The 20,271-nt window shown below is 43.1% G+C and carries 15 protein-coding genes; all 15 read right to left on the reverse strand.

The annotated features are described in order from the left end of the window. Position 1: 1 nt before the first annotated feature. Positions 2-1,141, reverse strand: coding sequence for an FtsW/RodA/SpoVE family cell cycle protein (locus RDQ32_RS05665; RefSeq protein WP_308579445.1), 1,140 nt, complete (start codon positions 1,139-1,141; stop codon positions 2-4). A gap of 14 nt (positions 1,142-1,155) precedes the next feature. Then, positions 1,156-4,026 carry a penicillin-binding transpeptidase domain-containing protein gene (locus tag RDQ32_RS05670; RefSeq protein WP_308579446.1) on the reverse strand — a complete coding sequence of 957 codons (2,871 nt, stop codon included), beginning with the start codon at positions 4,024-4,026 and terminating at the stop codon, positions 1,156-1,158. After that, positions 4,023-4,514 (reverse strand): rod shape-determining protein MreD, encoded by a 492-nt coding sequence (gene mreD / locus RDQ32_RS05675; RefSeq protein WP_308579455.1) that lies wholly within the window; start codon positions 4,512-4,514, stop codon positions 4,023-4,025. Before mreD ends, RDQ32_RS05670 begins: the two co-directional genes overlap by 4 nt. Positions 4,515-4,545: 31 nt before the next feature. Next, a complete protein-coding gene (mreC, locus tag RDQ32_RS05680) occupies positions 4,546-5,406 on the reverse strand; it encodes a rod shape-determining protein MreC (protein WP_007156102.1) in 861 nt (286 codons plus the stop codon). Beyond that, entirely contained in the window at positions 5,406-6,095 is a 690-nt protein-coding gene (gene radC, locus RDQ32_RS05685; protein ID WP_308579447.1) for a DNA repair protein RadC, read from the reverse strand. The genes mreC and radC overlap by 1 nt, the downstream gene beginning before the upstream one ends. 176 nt (positions 6,096-6,271) lie before the next feature. Beyond that, positions 6,272-7,561, reverse strand: coding sequence for a methionine gamma-lyase family protein (locus tag RDQ32_RS05690; protein ID WP_308579448.1), 1,290 nt, complete (start codon positions 7,559-7,561; stop codon positions 6,272-6,274). Further along, positions 7,513-8,487, reverse strand: a complete 975-nt coding sequence (gene miaA / locus RDQ32_RS05695) for a tRNA (adenosine(37)-N6)-dimethylallyltransferase MiaA (protein WP_308579449.1) — start codon at positions 8,485-8,487, stop codon at positions 7,513-7,515. The genes RDQ32_RS05690 and miaA overlap by 49 nt, the downstream gene beginning before the upstream one ends. Then, positions 8,488-10,605 carry a DNA mismatch repair endonuclease MutL gene (mutL, locus tag RDQ32_RS05700; RefSeq protein ID WP_308579450.1) on the reverse strand — a complete coding sequence of 706 codons (2,118 nt, stop codon included), beginning with the start codon at positions 10,603-10,605 and terminating at the stop codon, positions 8,488-8,490. Further along, on the reverse strand, positions 10,602-13,247 hold the full coding sequence (gene mutS / locus RDQ32_RS05705) for a DNA mismatch repair protein MutS (RefSeq protein ID WP_308579451.1): 2,646 nt from the start codon (positions 13,245-13,247) through the stop codon (positions 10,602-10,604). The genes mutL and mutS overlap by 4 nt, the downstream gene beginning before the upstream one ends. Then, positions 13,247-14,680, reverse strand: a complete 1,434-nt coding sequence (gene miaB, locus RDQ32_RS05710) for a tRNA (N6-isopentenyl adenosine(37)-C2)-methylthiotransferase MiaB (RefSeq protein ID WP_308579452.1) — start codon at positions 14,678-14,680, stop codon at positions 13,247-13,249. The genes mutS and miaB overlap by 1 nt, the downstream gene beginning before the upstream one ends. Positions 14,681-14,830: 150 nt before the next feature. Then, positions 14,831-16,438 carry an FAD-dependent protein gene (locus tag RDQ32_RS05715; protein ID WP_308579456.1) on the reverse strand — a complete coding sequence of 536 codons (1,608 nt, stop codon included), beginning with the start codon at positions 16,436-16,438 and terminating at the stop codon, positions 14,831-14,833. Then, positions 16,431-17,801 carry an aminoacetone oxidase family FAD-binding enzyme gene (locus RDQ32_RS05720; RefSeq protein WP_308579453.1) on the reverse strand — a complete coding sequence of 457 codons (1,371 nt, stop codon included), beginning with the start codon at positions 17,799-17,801 and terminating at the stop codon, positions 16,431-16,433. Before RDQ32_RS05720 ends, RDQ32_RS05715 begins: the two co-directional genes overlap by 8 nt. Before the next feature lie 76 nt (positions 17,802-17,877). Continuing rightward, positions 17,878-19,557, reverse strand: coding sequence for a polysaccharide biosynthesis protein (locus RDQ32_RS05725; RefSeq protein WP_007156092.1), 1,680 nt, complete (start codon positions 19,555-19,557; stop codon positions 17,878-17,880). Then, complete coding sequence (gene ybeY / locus RDQ32_RS05730; protein WP_040648309.1) at positions 19,554-20,051, reverse strand: rRNA maturation RNase YbeY; 498 nt, start codon at positions 20,049-20,051, stop codon at positions 19,554-19,556. The genes RDQ32_RS05725 and ybeY overlap by 4 nt, the downstream gene beginning before the upstream one ends. Further along, on the reverse strand, positions 19,963-20,271 hold a 309-nt coding region (locus tag RDQ32_RS05735; protein WP_308579454.1), incomplete at its 5' end, for a PhoH family protein. The genes ybeY and RDQ32_RS05735, both read right to left, overlap by 89 nt.

The following is a 20,271-nucleotide window of genomic DNA, read 5'->3' on the forward strand; positions in this document are numbered from 1 at the left end:
CCTACGTCTTCCTTTGTAAAGCAACATTTAAGACTATTCCGAAACCAAAGTATACGGACAGCAGGGAACTAACGCCTCGCGAAAAAAAGGGAAGTGTAATTCCGGTATTCGGAAACAGTCCGGTTGCCACCGCGATATTTGTATAGGTCTGAAATCCGATCCAGGCCATAACGCCTACACATATTAGCCGACCACTTAAGGTTTTTGCTCTATAGGCTATTATAAGACATTCTAAGATAATCAACAAGAAGATTATAATAATTATTAAAGATCCCCGAAAGCCTAATTCTTCTCCGATTACCGCGAAAATGAAGTCATTATCCTCCTCAACCAGAAAGTTTCCATTTTTCACGGAGAAGATGGAATTATTAAAAAGTCCCTTTCCGTTAAACATTCCGGAGCCGATGGCCATAATGGACCACATTTGTTGGTAATAATCATTGCTGTTTTCTGAAGGATTTAAAAAGGTCAAAATTCTTTGTACCTGATAGCCCTGTAAAATTGGAATCTTATCGTAGAGCCCTGAGGAAAAAAGGTAGAAAAGAAGACCCAAAACTACCACTACCACTCCTAAAAAGGCAAAAATCCATTTTAATTTCAGGGGAGAAGCAAAGGTCATGGCGGCAACGATGACCGTCATAATAATGGTTGTGGATAGATTCGGCTGAATCATGACAAGTCCTACGGGAATGGAAAAGTAAAGTGCTTCCATTAATAAGGCATGTGGGTGATTGATATCCTCCTTCAGTTTTTGCAGGTAATCCGCAAAGAACAGAATCAATCCTACCTTTACAAACTCCGAGGGCTGCACCTTTCCCAAAACAGGGACAGTAATCCATCTGGTAGCACCGTGTCCGGAAGCTGTACCGTAGATTTTAACACCGGCCAAAATCACTACGGAGAGTATATAAATCCATGGGGACCATTTACAAATCTTCCGGTAATCAACCAAAGAGATTCCCACACACATGGCCAATCCTACAAAGGAGCCGAGAATCTGTCGTACTACAAGGGGATCTTTAAAGCTTTCCGCCGATGTTGCGGAGCGGACGATAAAGATTCCGATGGTATTTAAGGCAATCATGTATAGGACAAGCCGAAAATCATATTGCTTAAAATCATAATCTAATTTCCACTTCATAAAATCTCTTTCTCTTAGTCGCTGACATTAACCGACAAAATGGAGCTGGCATCTCTTTGCAAAATGGTATCCATACTAAGCTTTCCGAAGCAATAGTCATAAACCATATTGGCCAGGCTGGCTGCATTACCGGAGGAATATCCGTAGGGAATATTTACAGTGACGGAGATTTGCGGATCTTCATAAGGCGCGTAGGAGACGAACACCGCATGATTACCCCTATCCTCTCTTTCTTGTGCAGTTCCTGTTTTTCCGGCAACGCTAATGTTTTGTCCTAAAAATACATTCTTGGCCACACCCTCGGTAATCACCTTTCGAAGACCTTCATGTACCGCATTCCATGTGCTATCCGCATAGTCCAAATGTCTCAATAGAGAGGCACCCACTTCTTCCACCGTCTTTCCCTTAGGGTCTGCAATTTTATCCACTATAGAAAGATTATAAAGATTGCCTCCATTGGCAACAGCGGTAATGTATTTTGCCAGCTGGGCAGTATTATAGGCATGGTTTCCCTGTCCCATAGCGGAACGTTCCGGATCATAGTCGGAAATTCTGGGTTCTGCCTCATCCAGTTCAATGCCGGATTTTTCGTTTAAGCCAAAGTCACTCGCATATTTCCGGATTCTTTCCATTCCCAGTTCTGCATTGTAATTTCCCTCTGCATCCGTTGCCAAACGATGTCCTAAATCCGCAAAGAAATAGTTACAGGAATTTTTGATACCATCCACCAAGGTTTCATTTCCGTGGTGGGAAGGCCAAATCCAGCAACGAATATTAGGTGTAACTTCCTCATATTTACCTGTACAGTCAATGACAGTGCTTAAATCCAATACCTTTTCTTCCAAAGAAGCAATGGAGCTGATGGGCTTAAAGGAGGAACCGGGAGCCAACTGGGTTTGGGTTGCACCGTTAAGCAGCGGTAAGGATAAGTCTTCATTACATTTTTTTAAATAAGCGGCATCATTAATCCGATTGTTGTCAAAGCCGGGATAGCTGACCAAAGCACGAACCTTTCCGGTCTTTACATCCGTCACTACCACGGAACCGTTACAGGGATCCAGAGCGAACTGTGCGGGAGTAAGTTGCAGCTTTCTGATTTTATCAATCAGAAAGGTATAGGCAAAATGACTGTCTCCCCGGGCTAAAGCATCATAGGAAGCGGCATCCTGGGGCAATACGTTTTGTTCAAAAAGAGCCATCAAAAGAAGATTGCCTCTGATTTTTTGATTTGCGATAGCGTACTTGTATAGCAGCTTTTCGAATCCGGAATCCTCTCGTAAAAAACTCATGATTTTATTTACAAAGAGCTGATAAATCTGCGCACTGTCCGAATATTCCTCCGATAAGTTCAGCTTGGTCGTATCAATCCACCCCTCTTCTATTCCTTTTTTAATAAAATCATGAAGGGATATACTGTCGCTTTTCCAGGAGGCAAGAGCCTGGGAGGATTTAAATCGGGAGTCCTCCGGATTTACGATTCCGCCTTCTTTTCCTAATAGGTAATCGTAGATATAAACCATATAGCCCTGCATTTCCTGGGGAAGAGCGGATAATTCTCCGCCGCTATCCTGCATAAGGACAGCTTCCACTTGAGAAAGCACGGCTTCTTTATTTTCTTGAAAGAGAGACCCGATCTGCTTTTCTGCATCTCCGGCATCCTCTGCGGTAAAATGCTCTTTATTCAGAACATTGTTATTAATGAGCTGGTAATAAGCGTCCTTTACGGGAATCATCAGCTGGGACTGCTTTAAGGCACTTTGGTCCAGCTCATTCTGTTCCGTAATCTTGGAGGCTAAAATTCCTGCCAATTCCTGCTCTAAAAGATGATATATGGAAATCTGATCGTTAGCGGAAATGGTGGTATAAATATCATTACCTGCTCCGGGCTTTTCCTCGGAGATAACCTCCATAATACTTCCCACGTTGTTCAGATACATTTCCTTGTATCCTTTTTTCCCTTTTAAGACAAGATCCTCACTCTTTTCAAGTCCCCAAACGCCCACCACATCATTTACCGCATAGGAGCTGTCCTGCTTTTGTAAATCCGCAAGCTGACTTTCCTGTACCTGGCCGGTATATCCTACGATATGGGAAAGGTAAGGGGCATAATTGTATTTTCTAACAGAGACATTTTCAATATCCACACCGGGGAGATCATACTTGGATTCCAGAATCTCCGCCATACATTCCCGGGAAACATTATCTACAATAGTGGTGCTCATATAACGCTGATAGGAGGTCAGCCTTAGGGTATAAATAATACCGATCATATCCAAAGCGGTTTCATCCGATAATGTGATGGGCTTTCCGTTCTCATCCTGAAGCTTTGTAAAGTTGTATAATTTTTTTGCCTGTAAGAAGCATTGCTCAGCGGTACTGTTAGCCTCCTTTTCACTTAACTTCTCCGGCGTTTTTCGAAAAACATTGGCAATGAGGCGTTGCTTATCCTGATCGCTTGTGGTAGTAAAGACAAAGCTTCCGTCTTCCTGTTTTTGTACTTTAAACTGGCTCTTGACGGGATATTGATACTTTTCAATAATTTCCGCCAGCTTTTTTAACATTAAATTTCTTTTATTGATTCCGGCACTGGTTCCGGAAAAGCTTCCGGTTTCCGCAATCGTTATATTGTATTGTAATTCATTGTAAGCCAAAAGTTTTCCGTCTTTATCGTAAATATTTCCTCTGGTTCCGGGAATCACCAAATCCTGTTTAGTGTTTTTTTGGCATTCCTGCAAATAATCATTTCCATGCAAAATCTGCAGACGAAAAAGGTGCAGCGTTAAAACGGAAAATAAAAGGAAAAATATGATGGATAATGCAAAGAGTCTGGAGGAAAACAGGCGGTTTAGCATTTCTTTTAGAAAACCGAATAACTCTTTCATCATAAGACTTTTTCCTCCAATTTCTTGCTGGCACTAAAGAAAAAACGATATAAAACTACGGTAAGTAAAAAGGAAAACACAATAGAGGGGAGAACAATATGCAAGGCATAATAAGGAATATTTCCCTTTCCCCGAACGGCAAAACGGAAAATATAGATATATAGGTGATAAATAAGACCGCTGACTACACAAAGAAACAATGGTAGGGTAATGTATTCTTCATAGTAATAATGATGAAAATAGCCGTTACCATAACCGATTAATACAAAAATCAGAGAATAGAATCCAAAGGGACCGGAATAAAACAAATCCATCAAAAGTCCGGCACAAAGTCCATAAAACATTCCCAGTAAAGAGCCATAATAAAAGCCGAAGGAAAAGCAAAGAATCAAAAGCAGATTAGGACTTGCGGACAAAAAGGGAAGCAGGGGAAATACACTGGTTTGCAATAAAAATGCCAGAATCAAAAGGGCAAAGTAAAACATTGCCATGATTCTTTTTGCGCTTGCCTTTCCTACTTTCTTATTCTGCAAGGTCCTTACTCTCCTTTTGAAAACGATCGTCTTTTCGCTCTTTAAGCACCAAGACTTCCCTTAAATCCGTAAAATCCGCGGCAGGAATCAGATAGCCGTTTTTCATTAAACGCTTCTCATCCTCTTCTATACCGATGGCATAGCCTACCAAAATACCGGGTAGAAATTTTGAGGAAATATTGGAGGTAACAATTCTGTCTCCATCCTGAATTACCGCTTCTTTCTTCATATTGGTAATTCTGAGTCTTCCCTCTTCAAAAAGCTGTAAATCTCCTGCTACGATACAGGTGTCACTGGACTGAATTCCCATGCAGGAAACTCTGGACTCATCATCAATGATGGAACGTACGGTGGCATAATTCAGGCCTACATCCGTAACAATCCCTACCAGGCCGCCCTTGGCCATAACATTTTGATCTACCATAATGCCGTCCTTGGAGCCCTTATCAATACGGAAGACTTGGAACCAGTTTTCCGAGTCCTTGGCAATGACTCTGGCAGCTACTTTATCATATTGTAAATATTGCTGATCCAAAGAATATAAATCCCGCAGGCGTTTTAATTCTTCATCATTCTGCTTTAGGATATTGTTTTCTTCAGTCAATAAATCGATTTTTGCCGTAAGCTTCTCATTTTCCGCTTCAGCTTCCAAAAGGGTTTTATGCTTTTCCCAACGGGAATACAGCTTATAGCCTACATAATTCACACCGGACTGTATAGGAACCAAAACGGTTCCTACAGCATTCCGAAGAGGATTCATAAAGCCATCCTTAACAGACGACAAGACGATCATCATAATGCATAAGACCGTTAAGAGTATAAAAATATATTGATTTTTCTTCTGCTCCACTATATTTTCCCCTGTTCCTTAAAACTGTAATATTGATTATCTCCGATAATAATGTGATCCATTAAGTGTATTCCCAGATACTCTCCCGCCTTATAGATTTCTTCCGTAGCCCGTTCATCCTCTCTGGAGGGGTGAGGATCCCCGGAGGGATGATTATGCACCAAAATAAAACAAACGGAAGCAGCCCTAAGAGCCTCCATAAAGATTTCCCTTCCGGAAAGAATGGATGCATTAGAGCTACCTTTGGACAAAAGAAAATCCTTTAGCAGTTGAGCTTTTGTATCCAAAAACAGAACATGAACTTCCTCATAGGAAAGATGCCGTAATTCTTCCTTAAAATATTGAAGCACGGAACCGGGAGATCGAAAGGATTGTACTTCCTCCCGGATTTTTCGGTTCCAAATTCTTTTGGCCAGCTCTCCTATGACCTGTAGCTCTATGGCCTTGGTTTCCCCTACTCCTTTAATAGCTTGTAAATCCTCCAGACTATACTGCATAAGTCCCACTAAGCCGTCATAAACAGGACTCAGATGAAGCACCTTTTCCGCAAGAGCCAATACACTTTCTTCTCTGGTTCCTGTGCGTAGTATCACAGCCAGAAGCTCCTCATCTGTTAAAGCGGATACACCTAAACGAATGGCTTTTTCTCTGGGCAATTCCTGCCCGGATTCTTTTAGTGTTAAATGCATATTTTCCTCCTATCCGGAGGAGTCTACAGAGGATTCTATTTTAACACGCTTTCCCCTTTAGGAGCAAAAACTTTTCTTAAGCTTTGGCTATTTTTATTCTTTCAAAAGTAAAGCCTTTATTCCGAACAAGTGGCACAAGGGACACTTGAGATTTCTCGTAAGATTTACTTGGGTATTTATTCCTTTGGAATTTTTACAAGTCCTGCCTTAAAAATATTATCCAGAGCCTTGATCACACCGAATTTTCCGTGAGCAAAGGTCAGGCCGCCCTGAAAATATACGGAATAGGGCTCTCTTAGGGGGGCGTCTGCGGATAATTCAATACTGGAGCCGGAAATAAATGCCCCTGCAGCCATGACCACCGGATCCTCATAGCCCGGCATATCCCAGGGTTCCGGGCGAACAAAGGAGTCCACCGGAGAAGCTTCCTGAATTCCTCTACAAAAAGCCAGTAAAGCTTCTCCATTCCCCATACGAATTTCCTGAATAATATCGTTTCTTGGACTGTCCGCTTTAGGGTGACAGGGATAGCCCAGGGATTCAAAAAGACTTGCAGCAAATATCGCACTTTTTTCCGCTGAAGCGGTAACAGTAGGTGCCAGGAAAAAGCCTTGGAAGAAATCCTTGTTACAGTGTAAGGAAGGGCCGAGCTCCTTTCCTAAGCCGGGAGCAGTCAGTCGCACCGCTGCCCTTTCAATACATTCTTTGCTTCCGGCAATATAGCCTCCGATGGGAGCCAGTCCTCCGCCGGGGTTTTTAATGAGGGATCCTACCACCATATCGGCTCCGTAGTCGCTGGGCTCTTCCGTGCATACAAATTCACCATAGCAGTTATCCACCATGCAGATCAAATCCTTCTTACAGCCCTTGATAAAGCGAATCAAGTCTCCAATTTCCTTAGGACTGAAGCTCTTTCTATCGCTATAGCCCTTGGAACGTTGAATTTCCACCAATCTGGTTTTTTCGGAAATGGCATTTTTAATACCCTCATAATCAAAGGAACCATCCGGCAGTAAAGCGACCTCTTTGTAGCTCACACCAAATTCCTTCAAGGAGCCTAGGGAGTCTCTGATTCCGATAACCTCATCCAAGGTATCATAGGGCTTACCTACCGGGGATAAAATTTCATCTCCCGGACGAAGGTTTCCCTGCAGGGCTATGGCCAAAGCATGGGTTCCGCAGACAATCTGGGAACGGACCAAGGCATCCTCCGTATGAAAATAATTGGCGTAAACCTCTTCCAGGGCATCTCTTCCGATATCGTTGTAGCCATATCCGGTGCTGCCCAGCAAATGAGCCTCTGAAACCTTTGCCTTTTGCAGAGCCTGTAAAACCTTTAATTGGTTGATTTCCGCAATTTCATCAATCTCTTTGAAACGGCTCTCCAGATTTTTTAATATTTTTTCACTATAGGCAATTACTTCCGGAGAAATGCCCATTTCTTCATAGATTCTTTGATAATCCATTCTATTCTTTCCTCCTTACCCCCTGCAAATTCCTCCTCAGAGAGGAAGATGGTATTTTTCTCTCTTCTAAACCAGGTCATCTGCCTTTTGGCATAGTTTCTGGAATGCTGCTGAATTTTTTCGATACACTCATCTTCTGTGTATCGTCCCTCTAAATAAGCAAAAACCTCCTTATAGCCTATAGCATTACAGCCCGGCATATTTTCCCGATAGCCCTGCTCATAAAGAGCCTGAACCTCTTGAAACAAGCCCTCTTCCTTCATTTGCAGAACACGGTCATGGATACCCTGATACAATTTCTCCCGTTCTCTACACAATACTATAAATAGAGCATCATAGAGAGATTCTTTTTTTTGCTCTTCCTGATTATGTTGGGAAATGGGACTTTTATGCAGATAATAATATTCCAAGGCACGAATGATTCTCTGCTTGTTGTTTTCATGGATAGCATTTGCTGCTTCCGGATCCACTTGGGACAGCTCTTGGTGAAGGGGAATCGTCCCTTCTCTCTCCAGCCTGTCCGTTAGCTCCCTTCGGATTCTATCCTTTTCTTCCTGATTCTCCTCCTGAAAGTCTATATCATAGAGCATGGCTTGAATATAGAATCCGGTTCCCCCCACCAAAATGGGAAGTTTTTCTCTACTGTAAAGCTCGGCAATTTTTTCCCTTGCCATCTTTTGAAATAGGCTGGCATCATAATTCTCAGAAGGATTAAGGATATCCAGAAGATGGTGGGGAATTCCCTGCTTCTCTTCTTCTTTCACCTTACCGGAACCGATATCCAGTCCTTTGTAAACCTGAACAGAGTCAGCGGAAATGCACTCTCCGTCCAAAGCCTTGGCTAAGGCAATGGAGGTACCGGTTTTTCCTACTGCGGTAGGACCTGCCAAAATCAATAAGGGCTTATGTTTTTCCCAAAGATTCATTTATACAATCCTCTTAAACATTTTCTCTAAATCCTGCTTTTTGAAGGCCACAATGGTGGGGCGTCCATGGGGGCAGGCATAAGGATTTTCCAAGGTAAAAAGCTTCTCTACCAAAGCCTCCGCCTCCTTAAAGCTTAGGAGCTGATTCCCCTTTACAGATGCCTTACAGGCCATGGAAGCAATTTTATCATAGACGCTCTCCGCTTCGGAAAGATTTCCTTCTTCTGCAAGAGCATCCAGAATTTCATGGAAAAGCATTTCCGCATCCAAAGAAGGAAAGTCCGCAGGGATTCCTTCTAAGGCATATCGCTTCTCTTCTTCCTTTCGGATTCTATAGCCAAGATGGGTAAAATAGTCCTTGGTCTTTTCATAGAGCTCTTCCTCTTTCGCACTAAAGACCATGGTTTTGGGAAGAATTCCCTGACTGATTCCCGGCTTTTCCAGGTAATTCCTTCGCATTCTTTCAAAGTTCACCTTCTCATGGGCAGCATGCTGATCCATAATAAAGAGTTCCTTTTGAAATTCTATCAACCAGTAAGTCTGAAAAACCTGCCCAATCAGGCGGAATTCCCTTTCTCCCTCTTCGGAGAAAAAGGAAGGAGAAAATAGACTTTCCTGTTCTGCTGATGGGAGATTTTCCGATTCGGTGAAAAGCTGCTCTTCCTTTGGGATAGTATTCTCTTCCTTTTCAGAAGCCTTTTCTTCTTCTAAACGAATCCCCTTTGTTAAGTCAAACTCTTCATAAATAAGCTTCTCTTCCCTTGTTGCTGCTTTCTGCTGATTCAGCTCCGGAACTTCTATTCTAAACGAAGCCTTCTCTGAAGCTTTTTCTGAAGCTTTTTCTGAAGCCTTCTCTGAAGCCTCTCCTATAGGGTACCCTTGATTTACAGCTTCTGCTTTTTCCTTCTCTTGCTCTTTTATTGCAGAAATCTGTTCGGCACCTTGCTTATCGTTTTGATCACTTCTAACTGCTTCTTCAGGAATATCATTTTTATTATCTTTTTTCTCCTCTTTTTTCTCCCAAAGCTGGCTGGAAGGGGAAAGAAATGTTGTACTTTTCTCCTCCTTCTCCTTTTGGAAAAGGGAAAGGGGGCTATGGTCAATCAAATCTGCTTTGGATAAAGTCTTGCTTACACAGTCAAAGAGTGCCTGATAAATTTTTTCTCGATTCTGAAAACGCACCTCCAGCTTTTGGGGATGCACATTCACATCCACAAGATTGGGGCTTAGATGTAAAAAGACGATGGCAAAGGGAAACTTATGCTGCATCAAAAAGGGTTTATAGGCGTCCTCCAGGGCTCTACTTAGTAAAGAATCCCGCACAAAACGACCATTCACGAAGAAAATTTCATATTGCCTGTTGGAACGGGTAAGGCTTGGCTTTCCCAAAAGCCCCTCAATATGCAGGGTAGCCAATCCTGTTAGGCTGGAAGGATAATAGGATTCCTTTATTTCCAGGCTATCCTTGGCAAAGCTCTTTCCGTAAATACCGAATACCACATCGGAAAGCTTCCCTCCTCCCAGGGTTTGGAATCGACTTTTTCCATCCTTTACAAAATGAAAAGAAATGCCCGGATTGGCTAGAGCCAGCTTTTCCACCATTTCCTCAACCCTACTGGCTTCCGTGCTTTCACTTAATAAAAACTTTTTTCTGGCAGGCACATTGTAGAAAAGATCCCGCACCAAAATGCTGGTACCGTCCATTCCCCCTACTTCTTCTATCGGAGAGAAGCTACCTCCCTCCACAAGAATTCTGTGGGCAAGAAAATCCTCCTGCCTTTTGCTGATACATTCCACCTTAGCCACGGAAGCAATAGAAGCCAAGGCCTCTCCACGGAAGCCGAAGCTTAAAATCTCTTCCAAGTCTTTGGGATTTTGGATTTTACTGGTAGCATGGGGCATAAAGGCCCTCTCCAAATCCTCGGAAAAGATTCCCTCTCCGTTATCGCTTACCCGAAGAAAGCTGATGCCGCCCCCCTTAATCTCTATGGAAATAGCCGTAGCTTTAGCATCCAAGGCATTTTCCACCAGCTCTTTTACGATACTGCTGGGACGCTCCACCACCTCTCCTGCGGCAATTTGATTGATGCACTCCTGGCTTAATAGGTGAATTTTCAACGAAGTTTCTCCTTTAAACTAAACAACAGATTTATGGCTTCCAAAGGACTCATACTTTCAAAGGAATCATTGCGAATACAGTCTAAAACCTCTTTCTCTTCCTTACTTAACTCTGAAGCGGAACTTTTTCTTCTTGTTTCTCCGGCCTTTAAGGTATTTTCCGGAAAATCCTCTTCGAAGTTTTCTTCCAAGGCCTCTTCGAAGTCCAAATGCTGAAGGCTAAGATCCTTTTCATTCAAAAAAGCGGAGATTTCTCTGGCTCTATCCAGTACAGGGGCGGGAACGCCCGCAAGCTTGGCCACATCAATACCATAGCTTTCGTCTGCCCCTCCCGGCATAATCTTACGAAGGAACTGTATTTCCCCCTGCTCCTTGGATACCGCTATACAGTAGTTTTTCACATTTTCCAGTTTTCCCTCCAAAACGCTTAATTCGTGGTAGTGGGTGGCAAAGAGGGTTTTGGCTTTGATTTCCTTGGCAAGGTACTCCACCACCGCCCAGGCTATGGAAAGGCCGTCAAAGGTGGAGGTACCTCTTCCGATTTCATCCAAAATCAAAAGAGAATCTTCCGTAGCATTTCGTAAAATATTGGAAACCTCACTCATTTCCACCATAAAGGTAGATTGACCGGAGGCCAAATCATCGGAAGCCCCCACCCTGGTAAAGATTCTGTCGCAGATAGGAATGTCCGCCTGCTTTGCCGGCACAAAGGAGCCGATGGAAGCCATCAGCACGATTAAGGCAACCTGACGCATATAAGTGGATTTTCCTGCCATATTGGGGCCGGTAATAATGGCAATCTTCTCCTCTTTACCAAGCCTTGCATCATTGGGAACAAAGCTTTGATCCTGTAAAAGTTTTTCCACCACCGGATGACGACCGTCCACAATCGTTAAATTACTTTCCTCATTGATTTTCGGACGAACATACTGCTCCTGCATAGCCACCTTGGCCAAAGAAAGGCAGGCATCCAAGAAGGCAATTTCCTTTGCGGTTTTTTGCATTCTTCCAAGTTCCCGGGAAAGCTCTTCCCGCAAATTTACAAAGAGACTGTATTCCAGCTGTTGCAAATTTTCCGCCGCCCCCAAGATTTTATTCTGCAAATCCTGTAATTCTAGGGTAGTGTATCGTTCTGCCTGTGCCAGAGTCTGTCTTCTGATAAAGTAGTCGGGAATTTCTCCCTGATAGGACTTGGAGATTTCAAAACAGTAGCCAAAAATACGGTTATATTTGATTTTCAGGTTTTTAATTCCGCTTTTTTCTCTTTCCCGCTCTTCCAGCCGGTTCAGCCATTCTTTCCCATGCTCCCCCGCTTCCCGGAAAAGTCGCACCTCTTCATGGAAGGAAGACTTAATGATTCCTCCCTCCTTAATGCTAAGGGGGGGATCTTCTTCAATGCATTCATCAATCCTGGTATAAAGCTCTTCCAAAGCATCCATATCCTGCCCTAAGCCCTGTAAAAGCTTTCCGGAAAAGGAGCTTAAAGTCCTCTTAATCACCGGCAGAAATTGCAAGGAGGATTTTAAAGCCAGCATATCTCTGGCATTGGCGGAGGAAATGCTGATTTTTCCGATCAGTCTTTCCATATCGTAGATGGAATCCAGATATTCCCTAAGCTCTTCTCCGTCAATATAACGCTGACAAAGCTCTTCGATACAATCCAAACGCTCCTCCATTTTCTTTCTTTCCCGAAGAGGGCGTTCCAGAAAATGGCGAAGCATACGACTTCCCATGGCGGTATGGGTTTTATCCAGTACCCCAAGCAGGCTTCCTCGCTTTTTCTTGTCTCTAAGAGTTTCCCAAAGCTCCAGGTTTCTCTGGGTGGAAAGGTCCAAAAGCATATAGTCTTCCCGATGAAAACGCTCTATATGCCGAATATGGGATAAAATATTCTTCTGGGTATCATACAAATAACGTAGGCAGGCTCCTAAAGCCCTTCTTTCCAAGGGGGCATGCTCCAAGCCTAAACCGGGGATGGAAGAAGAAAAATGGGAAGAAAGAATCTTATCCGCCTCTTCCTTTCCAAAATAATCCTTCTCCTTTTCTGTAATGCTTAGGCTAAAGCGACTGTCCAAAGCAGAGCTTAATTCTTTATCCTCTAAAAAGCCTATGGGGCAGAGAATCTCCTTTGGGGAAAAACGGGAAATTTCATCCAGAAGCTCCTTGCTGTCGGAAACACTTAAACTGTATAGCTCTCCGGTACTGATATCCACGGTGGCAAGACCAATGCCGCTGTTTCCCGGATAGATGGCGGAAAGATAGTTATTTTTCCCTTCCTCTAAAGCAGTTTCCTCGGTCTGGGTTCCGGGGGTAATCACTCGGATAATCTCCCGCTTTACCAGTCCCTTGGCAAGCTTTGGATCCTCTACCTGTTCTCCTATGGCGACCTTAAAGCCCTGGGAAACCAATTTGCTGACATAGGAATCCGCCGCATGATAAGGAATTCCGCACATGGGAGCCCTTTCCTCCAGACCGCAATCCTTCCCTGTAAGCACCAAATCCAAAGCCTTGGAGGCTTTGATGGCATCCTCAAAGAACATTTCATAAAAATCTCCAATGCGGTAAAAGAGGAGGGCATCAGGTACCTCCTTCTTGCTCTCCAAATATTGCCGCATCATAGGGGATAATTTTGCTTCATCCATTAAAGAACACTCCCATAGTAATAAAAGCCCATAGATTTATCCAAACGAACCGGAACAATTTCTCCGATTAAGCGCTCTCCACCTTCAAAGTGAACCAGCACATTGTTGCTCAGTCTTCCGGTCAACATATTCTCGGACTCTTTGTCCTTTTCTTCCACTAAAACTTCCATGACCTTACCCAGGTCTCTTCCTTCTCGCTCCTCTGAATGAAGACGAATATGCTCTAACAGTCGCTGGAATCGCTCCTTAACCACATCCTCAGGAACTGCTTCCCACTTAGCAGCCGGAGTTCCCGTACGCTTAGAGTACTGGAAGGTAAAAGCGGAATCAAACTTGGAGTAGGCTACCACCTCCATGGTATCCTGAAAATCCTCCTCCGTCTCCCCGGGGAAACCTACTATAATGTCTGTCGTCAGACTCACATCCGGCAAAACTTCTCTTACCTTTTTCACCAAAGCCATATAGGATTCCTTACTGTAATGCCGGTTCATCCTCTTTAAAATTGCAGTAGAGCCGGATTGTAGGGGCAGGTGAATATGATTGCAAATGTTTTCATTTTCCTTCATAACCTGTAAAAGCTCATCGGAAAAATCCTTGGGGTTCGGAGTCATGAAACGGAGTCGCTTAAGACCGGGAAGCTTTGCAATTTTTGCCAAAAGCTCCGGAAAGGAACATTCCTCCTTCTTGTCCAAGCCATAGGAATTCACATTTTGCCCAAGGAGCATGATTTCTTTTACGCCGTCGGCAATTAATGCCTCACATTCTTTCAAAATTTCCTGAGAATATCTGGACTTTTCTCTTCCTCTCACGTAGGGCACAATACAATAAGTACAGAAATTATTGCAGCCAAAGCTGATATTTACGGCTGCTCTAAAGCTATATTTCCTCTTGGAGGGAAGATTTTCCACGATTTCCGTACTATCCTCCAAAAGTTCTACCTTCTTCTCCTTGGAGAGCATGGTTTCCAAAAGATACTCTGCCAACTTATAGATATTGTGGGTACCGAAAATCAGATGCACATAGGGATATTTTCTCTGAATGGTTTCCACCTCATCCTTTTCCTGCATCATACAACCGGTAATTCCAATGATTAAGTCCTTATTTCTTTGATAGAGATGCTTAAGCTGTCCGATACGACCATAAAGCTTTTGATTGGCGTTCTCCCGGACGGTACAGGTGGTAAAGAGGATTACATCCGCTTCCTCTTCCTTCTCCGTAATGCTATAGCCTGCTTCCTGTAAAATTCCCTGAAGCTTTTCTCCGTCCTTGGCAGACATCTGGCAACCGATGACGGTCACCATGGCCTTGGCCTCATAGCCCTCTCCCTTTTTTACATCCAACAGGGCTTTGATTTGTTCTATAAAGTAAAACTGGCGCTCCGGCTCATTGGCAGGTGCGTTTTCCAATATTTCCGTAAATAATTTATTTCCCACAATTCCCTCACATTTCTAAGATCTATTTCTATACTCAATTTCTAAAATCAATTTCTAAATTTTATTCCTATACTCAAATTCAAAATCAATTTCTAAATTTTATTCCGGTATTCTATTGAAACCTGTAGGTAAGAAATCTCTTCTTATCTTCTATCCGCGGTTTTGTAAGGAACGGATATAGGCCTCTGCCACCTTCATACCATCCATGGCTGCACTCATTATGCCGCCTGCATATCCTGCCCCTTCACCACAGGGATAAATATCCTTCTCCATACAGCGGAAATTTTCATCTCTTAAAATTCTAAGGGGAGAAGAGGTTCTGCTCTCCACGCCGTAAACCAGGGTATTCCCCTTGGCAAATCCCTTCATCTTTCCTTCAAAGGCTTCCATAGATTCGATAAAATCCTCTTTTATATTGCCAAGCTTTGGATAGTTTTCAAACCGGAAAAGAGGGTTTAGATCACATTCCTTGCTCTGTCCCTTCAGCATGAGCTCTAAATCTTCGATTTCATTTGCGACATTTTTAATTTTGTCGTATCTGCTATAAGGCACTCTTCCCTCTCCCAGGTGAAAGGCTTTTTCTTCCCAGTATTCCTGTAAAGCAATTCCGGCAAGGGGATTATTTTCTCCACCATACTCCTCTTTTTTTACCGTGAAGATAATGGCGGAGTTGGCATAGCCGCTATCTCTTTTGCTATAGCTCATGCCGTTCACACAAAGTCTTCCCTCCTCCGAAGAAGAGTTTACCACATATCCTCCCGGACACATACAAAAGCTGTAAAAAGAACGATGCTTTGCCTGATGACTGATTTTATAGGCGGAGGCTCCCAGCTTTTCTCTTAATTCCTCAGAAATCTCGCCGTATAAGGCTGTATCGATATCTTTTTGACTGTGCTGTACTCTAAAGCCCATGGCAAAATCCTTTGCCAAAAGAGGATAAGAAAGAGCGTAAAGCTCCCGAAAACTATCCCTTGCACTATGGCCTATAGCAATGATTAGAGGATTCTTCTCCTCCTTTTGAAAATGATACTGTTGTCCAAAATGGATTTCTCCTCCAAGGCTTTCGATTTCCTTTCGGATAGAGGAAACAATGGAAATCAGGTCATCCGTTCCCACATGGGGCTTGGCATCATAGAGGATTTCTTCCTTGGCACCATGCCGGATAAATTCCTGAAGGACAAAACGGGAACGACCGTTTTGATCCTTTACCAGGGTATTGAGCTTTCCGTCTGAAAAGGTACCTGCTCCCCCTTCTCCAAATTGCGGATTGGATTCCTTGTTTAAAATCCCTTTTTCCCAAAGGGCTTCCACATCCTTAGCTCTTTCCTCTACTGCCTTCCCCCGCTCATAAACAATGGGGCGACAGCCTGCTCTAGCCAAGAGTAGACTTGCAAAGATTCCTGCCGGTCCAAAGCCCACCACTATAGGGCGATGCTCTTCCCGTTGAAAGAAATCTTCCAAAGCCTTTCCTTGAATCTTTTCCGGACACTTAGGCTCTTGATACAATACGGGAATATAGCTTTGAATATCTTTATTCTTTACCTTGGCCAGAACTTTCTTTTCCGAAACTCCTCTTAGCTCTACGGAAACCGTATACACATAAAAGAGCTGAGGCTTTTTTCTGGCATCCAAAGAACGGCGAAGAATCTGATAAGCAGAAATCTCCTCCTTTTTCAGCTTCAGGCACTTGGCAATGGCCGGAAGAAGGGCTTCCTGTCCCTCCTCTACAGCGAGTTTTAACTGTCCAATTTTAATCATTTTTCTTCCCCATGGCTCTTCCTGCCAAAATTCCCGATCCAAAGGCAAAATGAAGGTTATAGCCTCCACAAATGCCGTCCACATCCAGTATCTCTCCGGCAAAATATAAATCCGGATTCTTTTTACTTTGAAAATCCGGAATAAAAATTTCCGATAAATTTACCCCCCCTGCCGTACACTGGGCTCTTTGAAAATCTCCGATTCTTTCCGGAAGAAAGGGAAAATGTAGGCAAAGAAGACATAATTCCAAAATTTTTTTATCCGAAATATCTTTTATCTTTTGTTTTATGGGAAAACTTACCCTTTCGTAAAGCACTTGACTCAGCTTTTCCGGAAATAGTCCCAGAAGAAAGGCGTCTCCCTTCTCCCTTTCCAAAAGCTCCTTTCTTTTAAGAAAATAGTTTTTGGCCTCCTCCTCTTCGAATTTCGGAAGAAAGGACAGTTCCAAAGAAAACTTTGCCTTATCTTGCAATAGAGTGTGCACCAGGCGACTCATTTGAAAAACGATAATACCGGATATCCCGTAATCCGTGCATTGCAGTTCTCCCTCATCCTGAAAAAGTAAATCCTGCTCTTTCCAAAGCTTCGCCCTCACATCCACTCTGACACCGGACCAAAGCTTAACATAGTCTTCCCTGGTATAGATGGGGACAAGGCTGGGGAAAAGAGGAGAAACCGTATGGGATAAAGTTTTCGCAAAACCATAGCCCTCACCGGAAGCTCCAAGAGCTTCCATAGCCAGTCCTCCGCTGGCAATTAAAAGCTTCCTTCCTTGTAGAGAAAACGCTTTTTCTTCCCATTCTATTTTTTCTTTTTTATTCTTTTCCTTTTTTCTGTTTTTTTCCTTACTTCCGGAAACAAGAGCATAGTCGGAAAAATGATCCTTGTGAAAGGAAGAATCATCTCCTCCCTTAGGCAGAAGCTTTTTTCCTTTAAGAAAAAATCCTTCTTTCTCAGTCCAGGAAATTGCTTCAACCCTATGCTGCAGACAGATTTCTACACCCAGATTATAAAGGGCATTTTCCAAACATTGCACCATGCTTTTTGCCTGATCCGAGTAGGGGTACACATAGTCTCCCCTAAACTTGGGATAAATTCCCAAAGCCTTGAAATATTCCAGAGAATCTATGCTATCAAACTGTGCTAAAAAGGGAGGAATGCATTCCGGATGATTGCTGCGATAGGCATTGGCATTCATGGAAAGATTGGTATAATTGGCTCTTCCGTTTCCGGTCTGACTTAATTTCTTACCAAGGCAGGCTTGTTTTTCCACCAAAAGAACCGACTTTGCACCGGCTCTTTTTGCTTCTATGGCAGCCACCATACCGGCAGCTCCTCCTCCCACAATGATACAATCCTTCATATTGCCCCTATTCTTTTCTATATCCTTTGATTATATTTCATCTTTTTAAATTTAAGCTTATTTATAGTTTTCGCTTTTAATCCTTTATAAATCTCTTTAAACGTCCCCCCATAGGCATTTCATCCAGGTCTTCTTTGGAAAAGGCATTCATCTTCAGAAGACTTCCAAAGTAGAGAACCACCGCAACGAAAATCGCCGGAAGTAAAGACAGGGCGGAACCGATTCTTCCCTTCCCAAGCTTCTCCGGAAGAAGGAAATGAATCAAGAAATAGCAGCCAAATGCAAAAATTCCCATAATGAGAGAAGCTAAAATAGGATATCCTATGGTTTTTCCCCAGTCTATTACGCATCTGGTATGGCGTTTTATAGCGGCCTGGTTTAAGATGCACATCATGATGGCAAAAAGGATATTGGAAACAACTACTCCGTAGATGCCGGTTTTTCCATATAAGAGAAGTAACAAACTGGCCAAATGAAATACCAAAGAAATGATGGAATGCTTAAGAGGCAGATTCAGATGTCCCAATCCCTGTAAAATGGCATTACTGATGGTGGACAGAGAATAGAACAAAACCGCTAAGGCTCCGATTCTGGTCACATTAATCAAAAGCATTACATTTTTTCCGGGAAAAAGCATTCTGCATAGAGGCTCCGCCAAAATACACATCCCCACCGTACATGGCACGGCAATCAGCATGCTGAAGCGAATACTGGTCTGGATTTGTCCAAGGGTCTTTTTCCGATCATGGGAAGCAACCGCCGCAGTAAGACTGGGAATCAAAGAGGAGGATAAGGCATTGGCCAAGGCCACGGGAATATTAAAGAGAATATGATATTCCCCGAAAATTCCCCACTCCATTACAATCCGCTTGGTGGGAATCTGAAGCTTAGTCATAATGCTGGAATAAAAATAATCATCCAAAACGGAGGAAATATTGTATACCGTACTGGAAATCAGGATAGGAACCATAGTTGAAAACAACAATAAGGCGGAGCGCTCGTAGCTTTCCACCATACTGCTATCCTTCTTGGCTCTCTTTCTAAGTCTTGGTCTTTGATAGGAATAAAGCATCAAAAAGAACAGCAGGGCAATAAAAGCTCCCACACCGGTTCCGATAGCTCCTCCCATAGCACCGAATGCATAGGAATACTCCGTGTTATTGTATAGCAAATTGGCTTCTTTTCCCTTAGCGAAAAGAAGGTATGCCATTAAAACGGAAAAAACGGCATTGGCAATCTGTTCCAAGATTTGAGAAATAGCTGTAGGAATCATATTTCCCATGCCCTGAAAGTACCCGCGCAAAAGTCCAAGATAGGCCATAATCCAAACGGTTGGAGCCAAGGCCCTAAGGGCATAAGAAGCAAAGGGCTTTTTCAAGGCTCCGGCTATGGCATCCGCCCCGAAGAAGAGTACAAAAGCCATAACTGCTCCCATAATGGAAGCATAAATAAAAGAAACCCTTAAAACTCTTTCCGTATTTTTAAAACGTTTCGCCGCCAAATTCTGAGAAATCAGCTTGGAAATGGCAGTGGGCATGGAATAACTGGATAAAATCAGGAGTAGGGTATAAATAGAAAAGGCTGAGGTATAATAACCATTTCCCTCATCGGAAATAATTGCGGAAAGTGGAATTCGGTAAACCATGCCGATAAGGCGAACCAGAATTCCGGCAACTGCAAGAAGAGATCCCTGCAGAACAAAATTATTTCCGCTTGATCTTCTTTTTGTGGAGACTTGTCTTCTGCCTTCTCTCATCGGTAATATCCTCTATTCTCTAATATCTCTTCCTGCTTCTGCTCCATTTCTTTTCGTTCCTCTTCCTCCATGTGATCATAGGAGAAAAGGTGTAAAAGGGAATGGGCAATCAAAAAAGCAAGCTCTCTCTCCAAAGAATGGCCGTAGCTCTCCGCCTGTTCCTTTACCTTGTCCCAGTTTAGGACAATATCTCCCAGCATCAGCTCTCCGGTTTCCGGATCAAAATTCCCCCATTCCTCTTCCAAGCTTTCAGGAAAGCTTCCCGGAGGATCTAAAGACAATAAAGGAAAAGACAGAACATCCGTTGCATAATCAATTCCTCTTTGGCTTAGATTTAATTCCCGCATCTCCTCTGACTCTATAAAGCTTACGGAGAGGGAAACATCATAGGGACAGGAAACATAATCAAGACTTTCCTCCACGATATCCTGAATGATTTTTTCGTAATCCAGACTTGTTTGTTCCTTCACTTCCCACTGAATGTCTATTTGCATATTTATCCTTCTTTTTTCTTTCTTCGTCCTTTTCGTAGGCATTAACGATTCTTTGCACTAAGGGGTGACGAACCACGTCTTCACTGGTAAGGGTGGAAAATGCTATTCCCTCCACATTTTTTAAAACATGGATAGCATCCTCCAAACCGGATTTCTTTCCTTCTTCCAAATCCTTTTGGGTTAAATCTCCGGTAACCACCACCTTAGAGCCGAAGCCTAT

The sequence above is a fragment of the uncultured Oribacterium sp. genome, from assembly GCF_902481605.1.
GTDB classification, from domain to species: Bacteria; Bacillota; Clostridia; order Lachnospirales; family Lachnospiraceae; genus Oribacterium; species Oribacterium sinus.

Bases quoted from the DNA above. Each gene is read 5' to 3' on its own strand.
- RDQ32_RS05665 (WP_308579445.1), bottom strand. From the start codon at position 1,141: ATGAAGTGGAAATTAGATTATGATTTTAAGCAATATGATTTTCGGCTT.
- RDQ32_RS05670 (WP_308579446.1), bottom strand. From the start codon at position 4,026: ATGATGAAAGAGTTATTCGGTTTTCTAAAAGAAATGCTAAACCGCCTG.
- mreD (WP_308579455.1), bottom strand. From the start codon at position 4,514: ATGGCAATGTTTTACTTTGCCCTTTTGATTCTGGCATTTTTATTGCAA.
- radC (WP_308579447.1), bottom strand. From the start codon at position 6,095: ATGCATTTAACACTAAAAGAATCCGGGCAGGAATTGCCCAGAGAAAAA.
- RDQ32_RS05690 (WP_308579448.1), bottom strand. From the start codon at position 7,561: ATGGATTATCAAAGAATCTATGAAGAAATGGGCATTTCTCCGGAAGTA.
- miaA (WP_308579449.1), bottom strand. From the start codon at position 8,487: ATGAATCTTTGGGAAAAACATAAGCCCTTATTGATTTTGGCAGGTCCT.
- mutS (WP_308579451.1), bottom strand. From the start codon at position 13,247: ATGGATGAAGCAAAATTATCCCCTATGATGCGGCAATATTTGGAGAGC.
- RDQ32_RS05715 (WP_308579456.1), bottom strand. From the start codon at position 16,438: ATGATTAAAATTGGACAGTTAAAACTCGCTGTAGAGGAGGGACAGGAA.
- RDQ32_RS05720 (WP_308579453.1), bottom strand. From the start codon at position 17,801: ATGAAGGATTGTATCATTGTGGGAGGAGGAGCTGCCGGTATGGTGGCT.
- RDQ32_RS05725 (WP_007156092.1), bottom strand. From the start codon at position 19,557: ATGAGAGAAGGCAGAAGACAAGTCTCCACAAAAAGAAGATCAAGCGGA.
- ybeY (WP_040648309.1), bottom strand. From the start codon at position 20,051: ATGCAAATAGACATTCAGTGGGAAGTGAAGGAACAAACAAGTCTGGAT.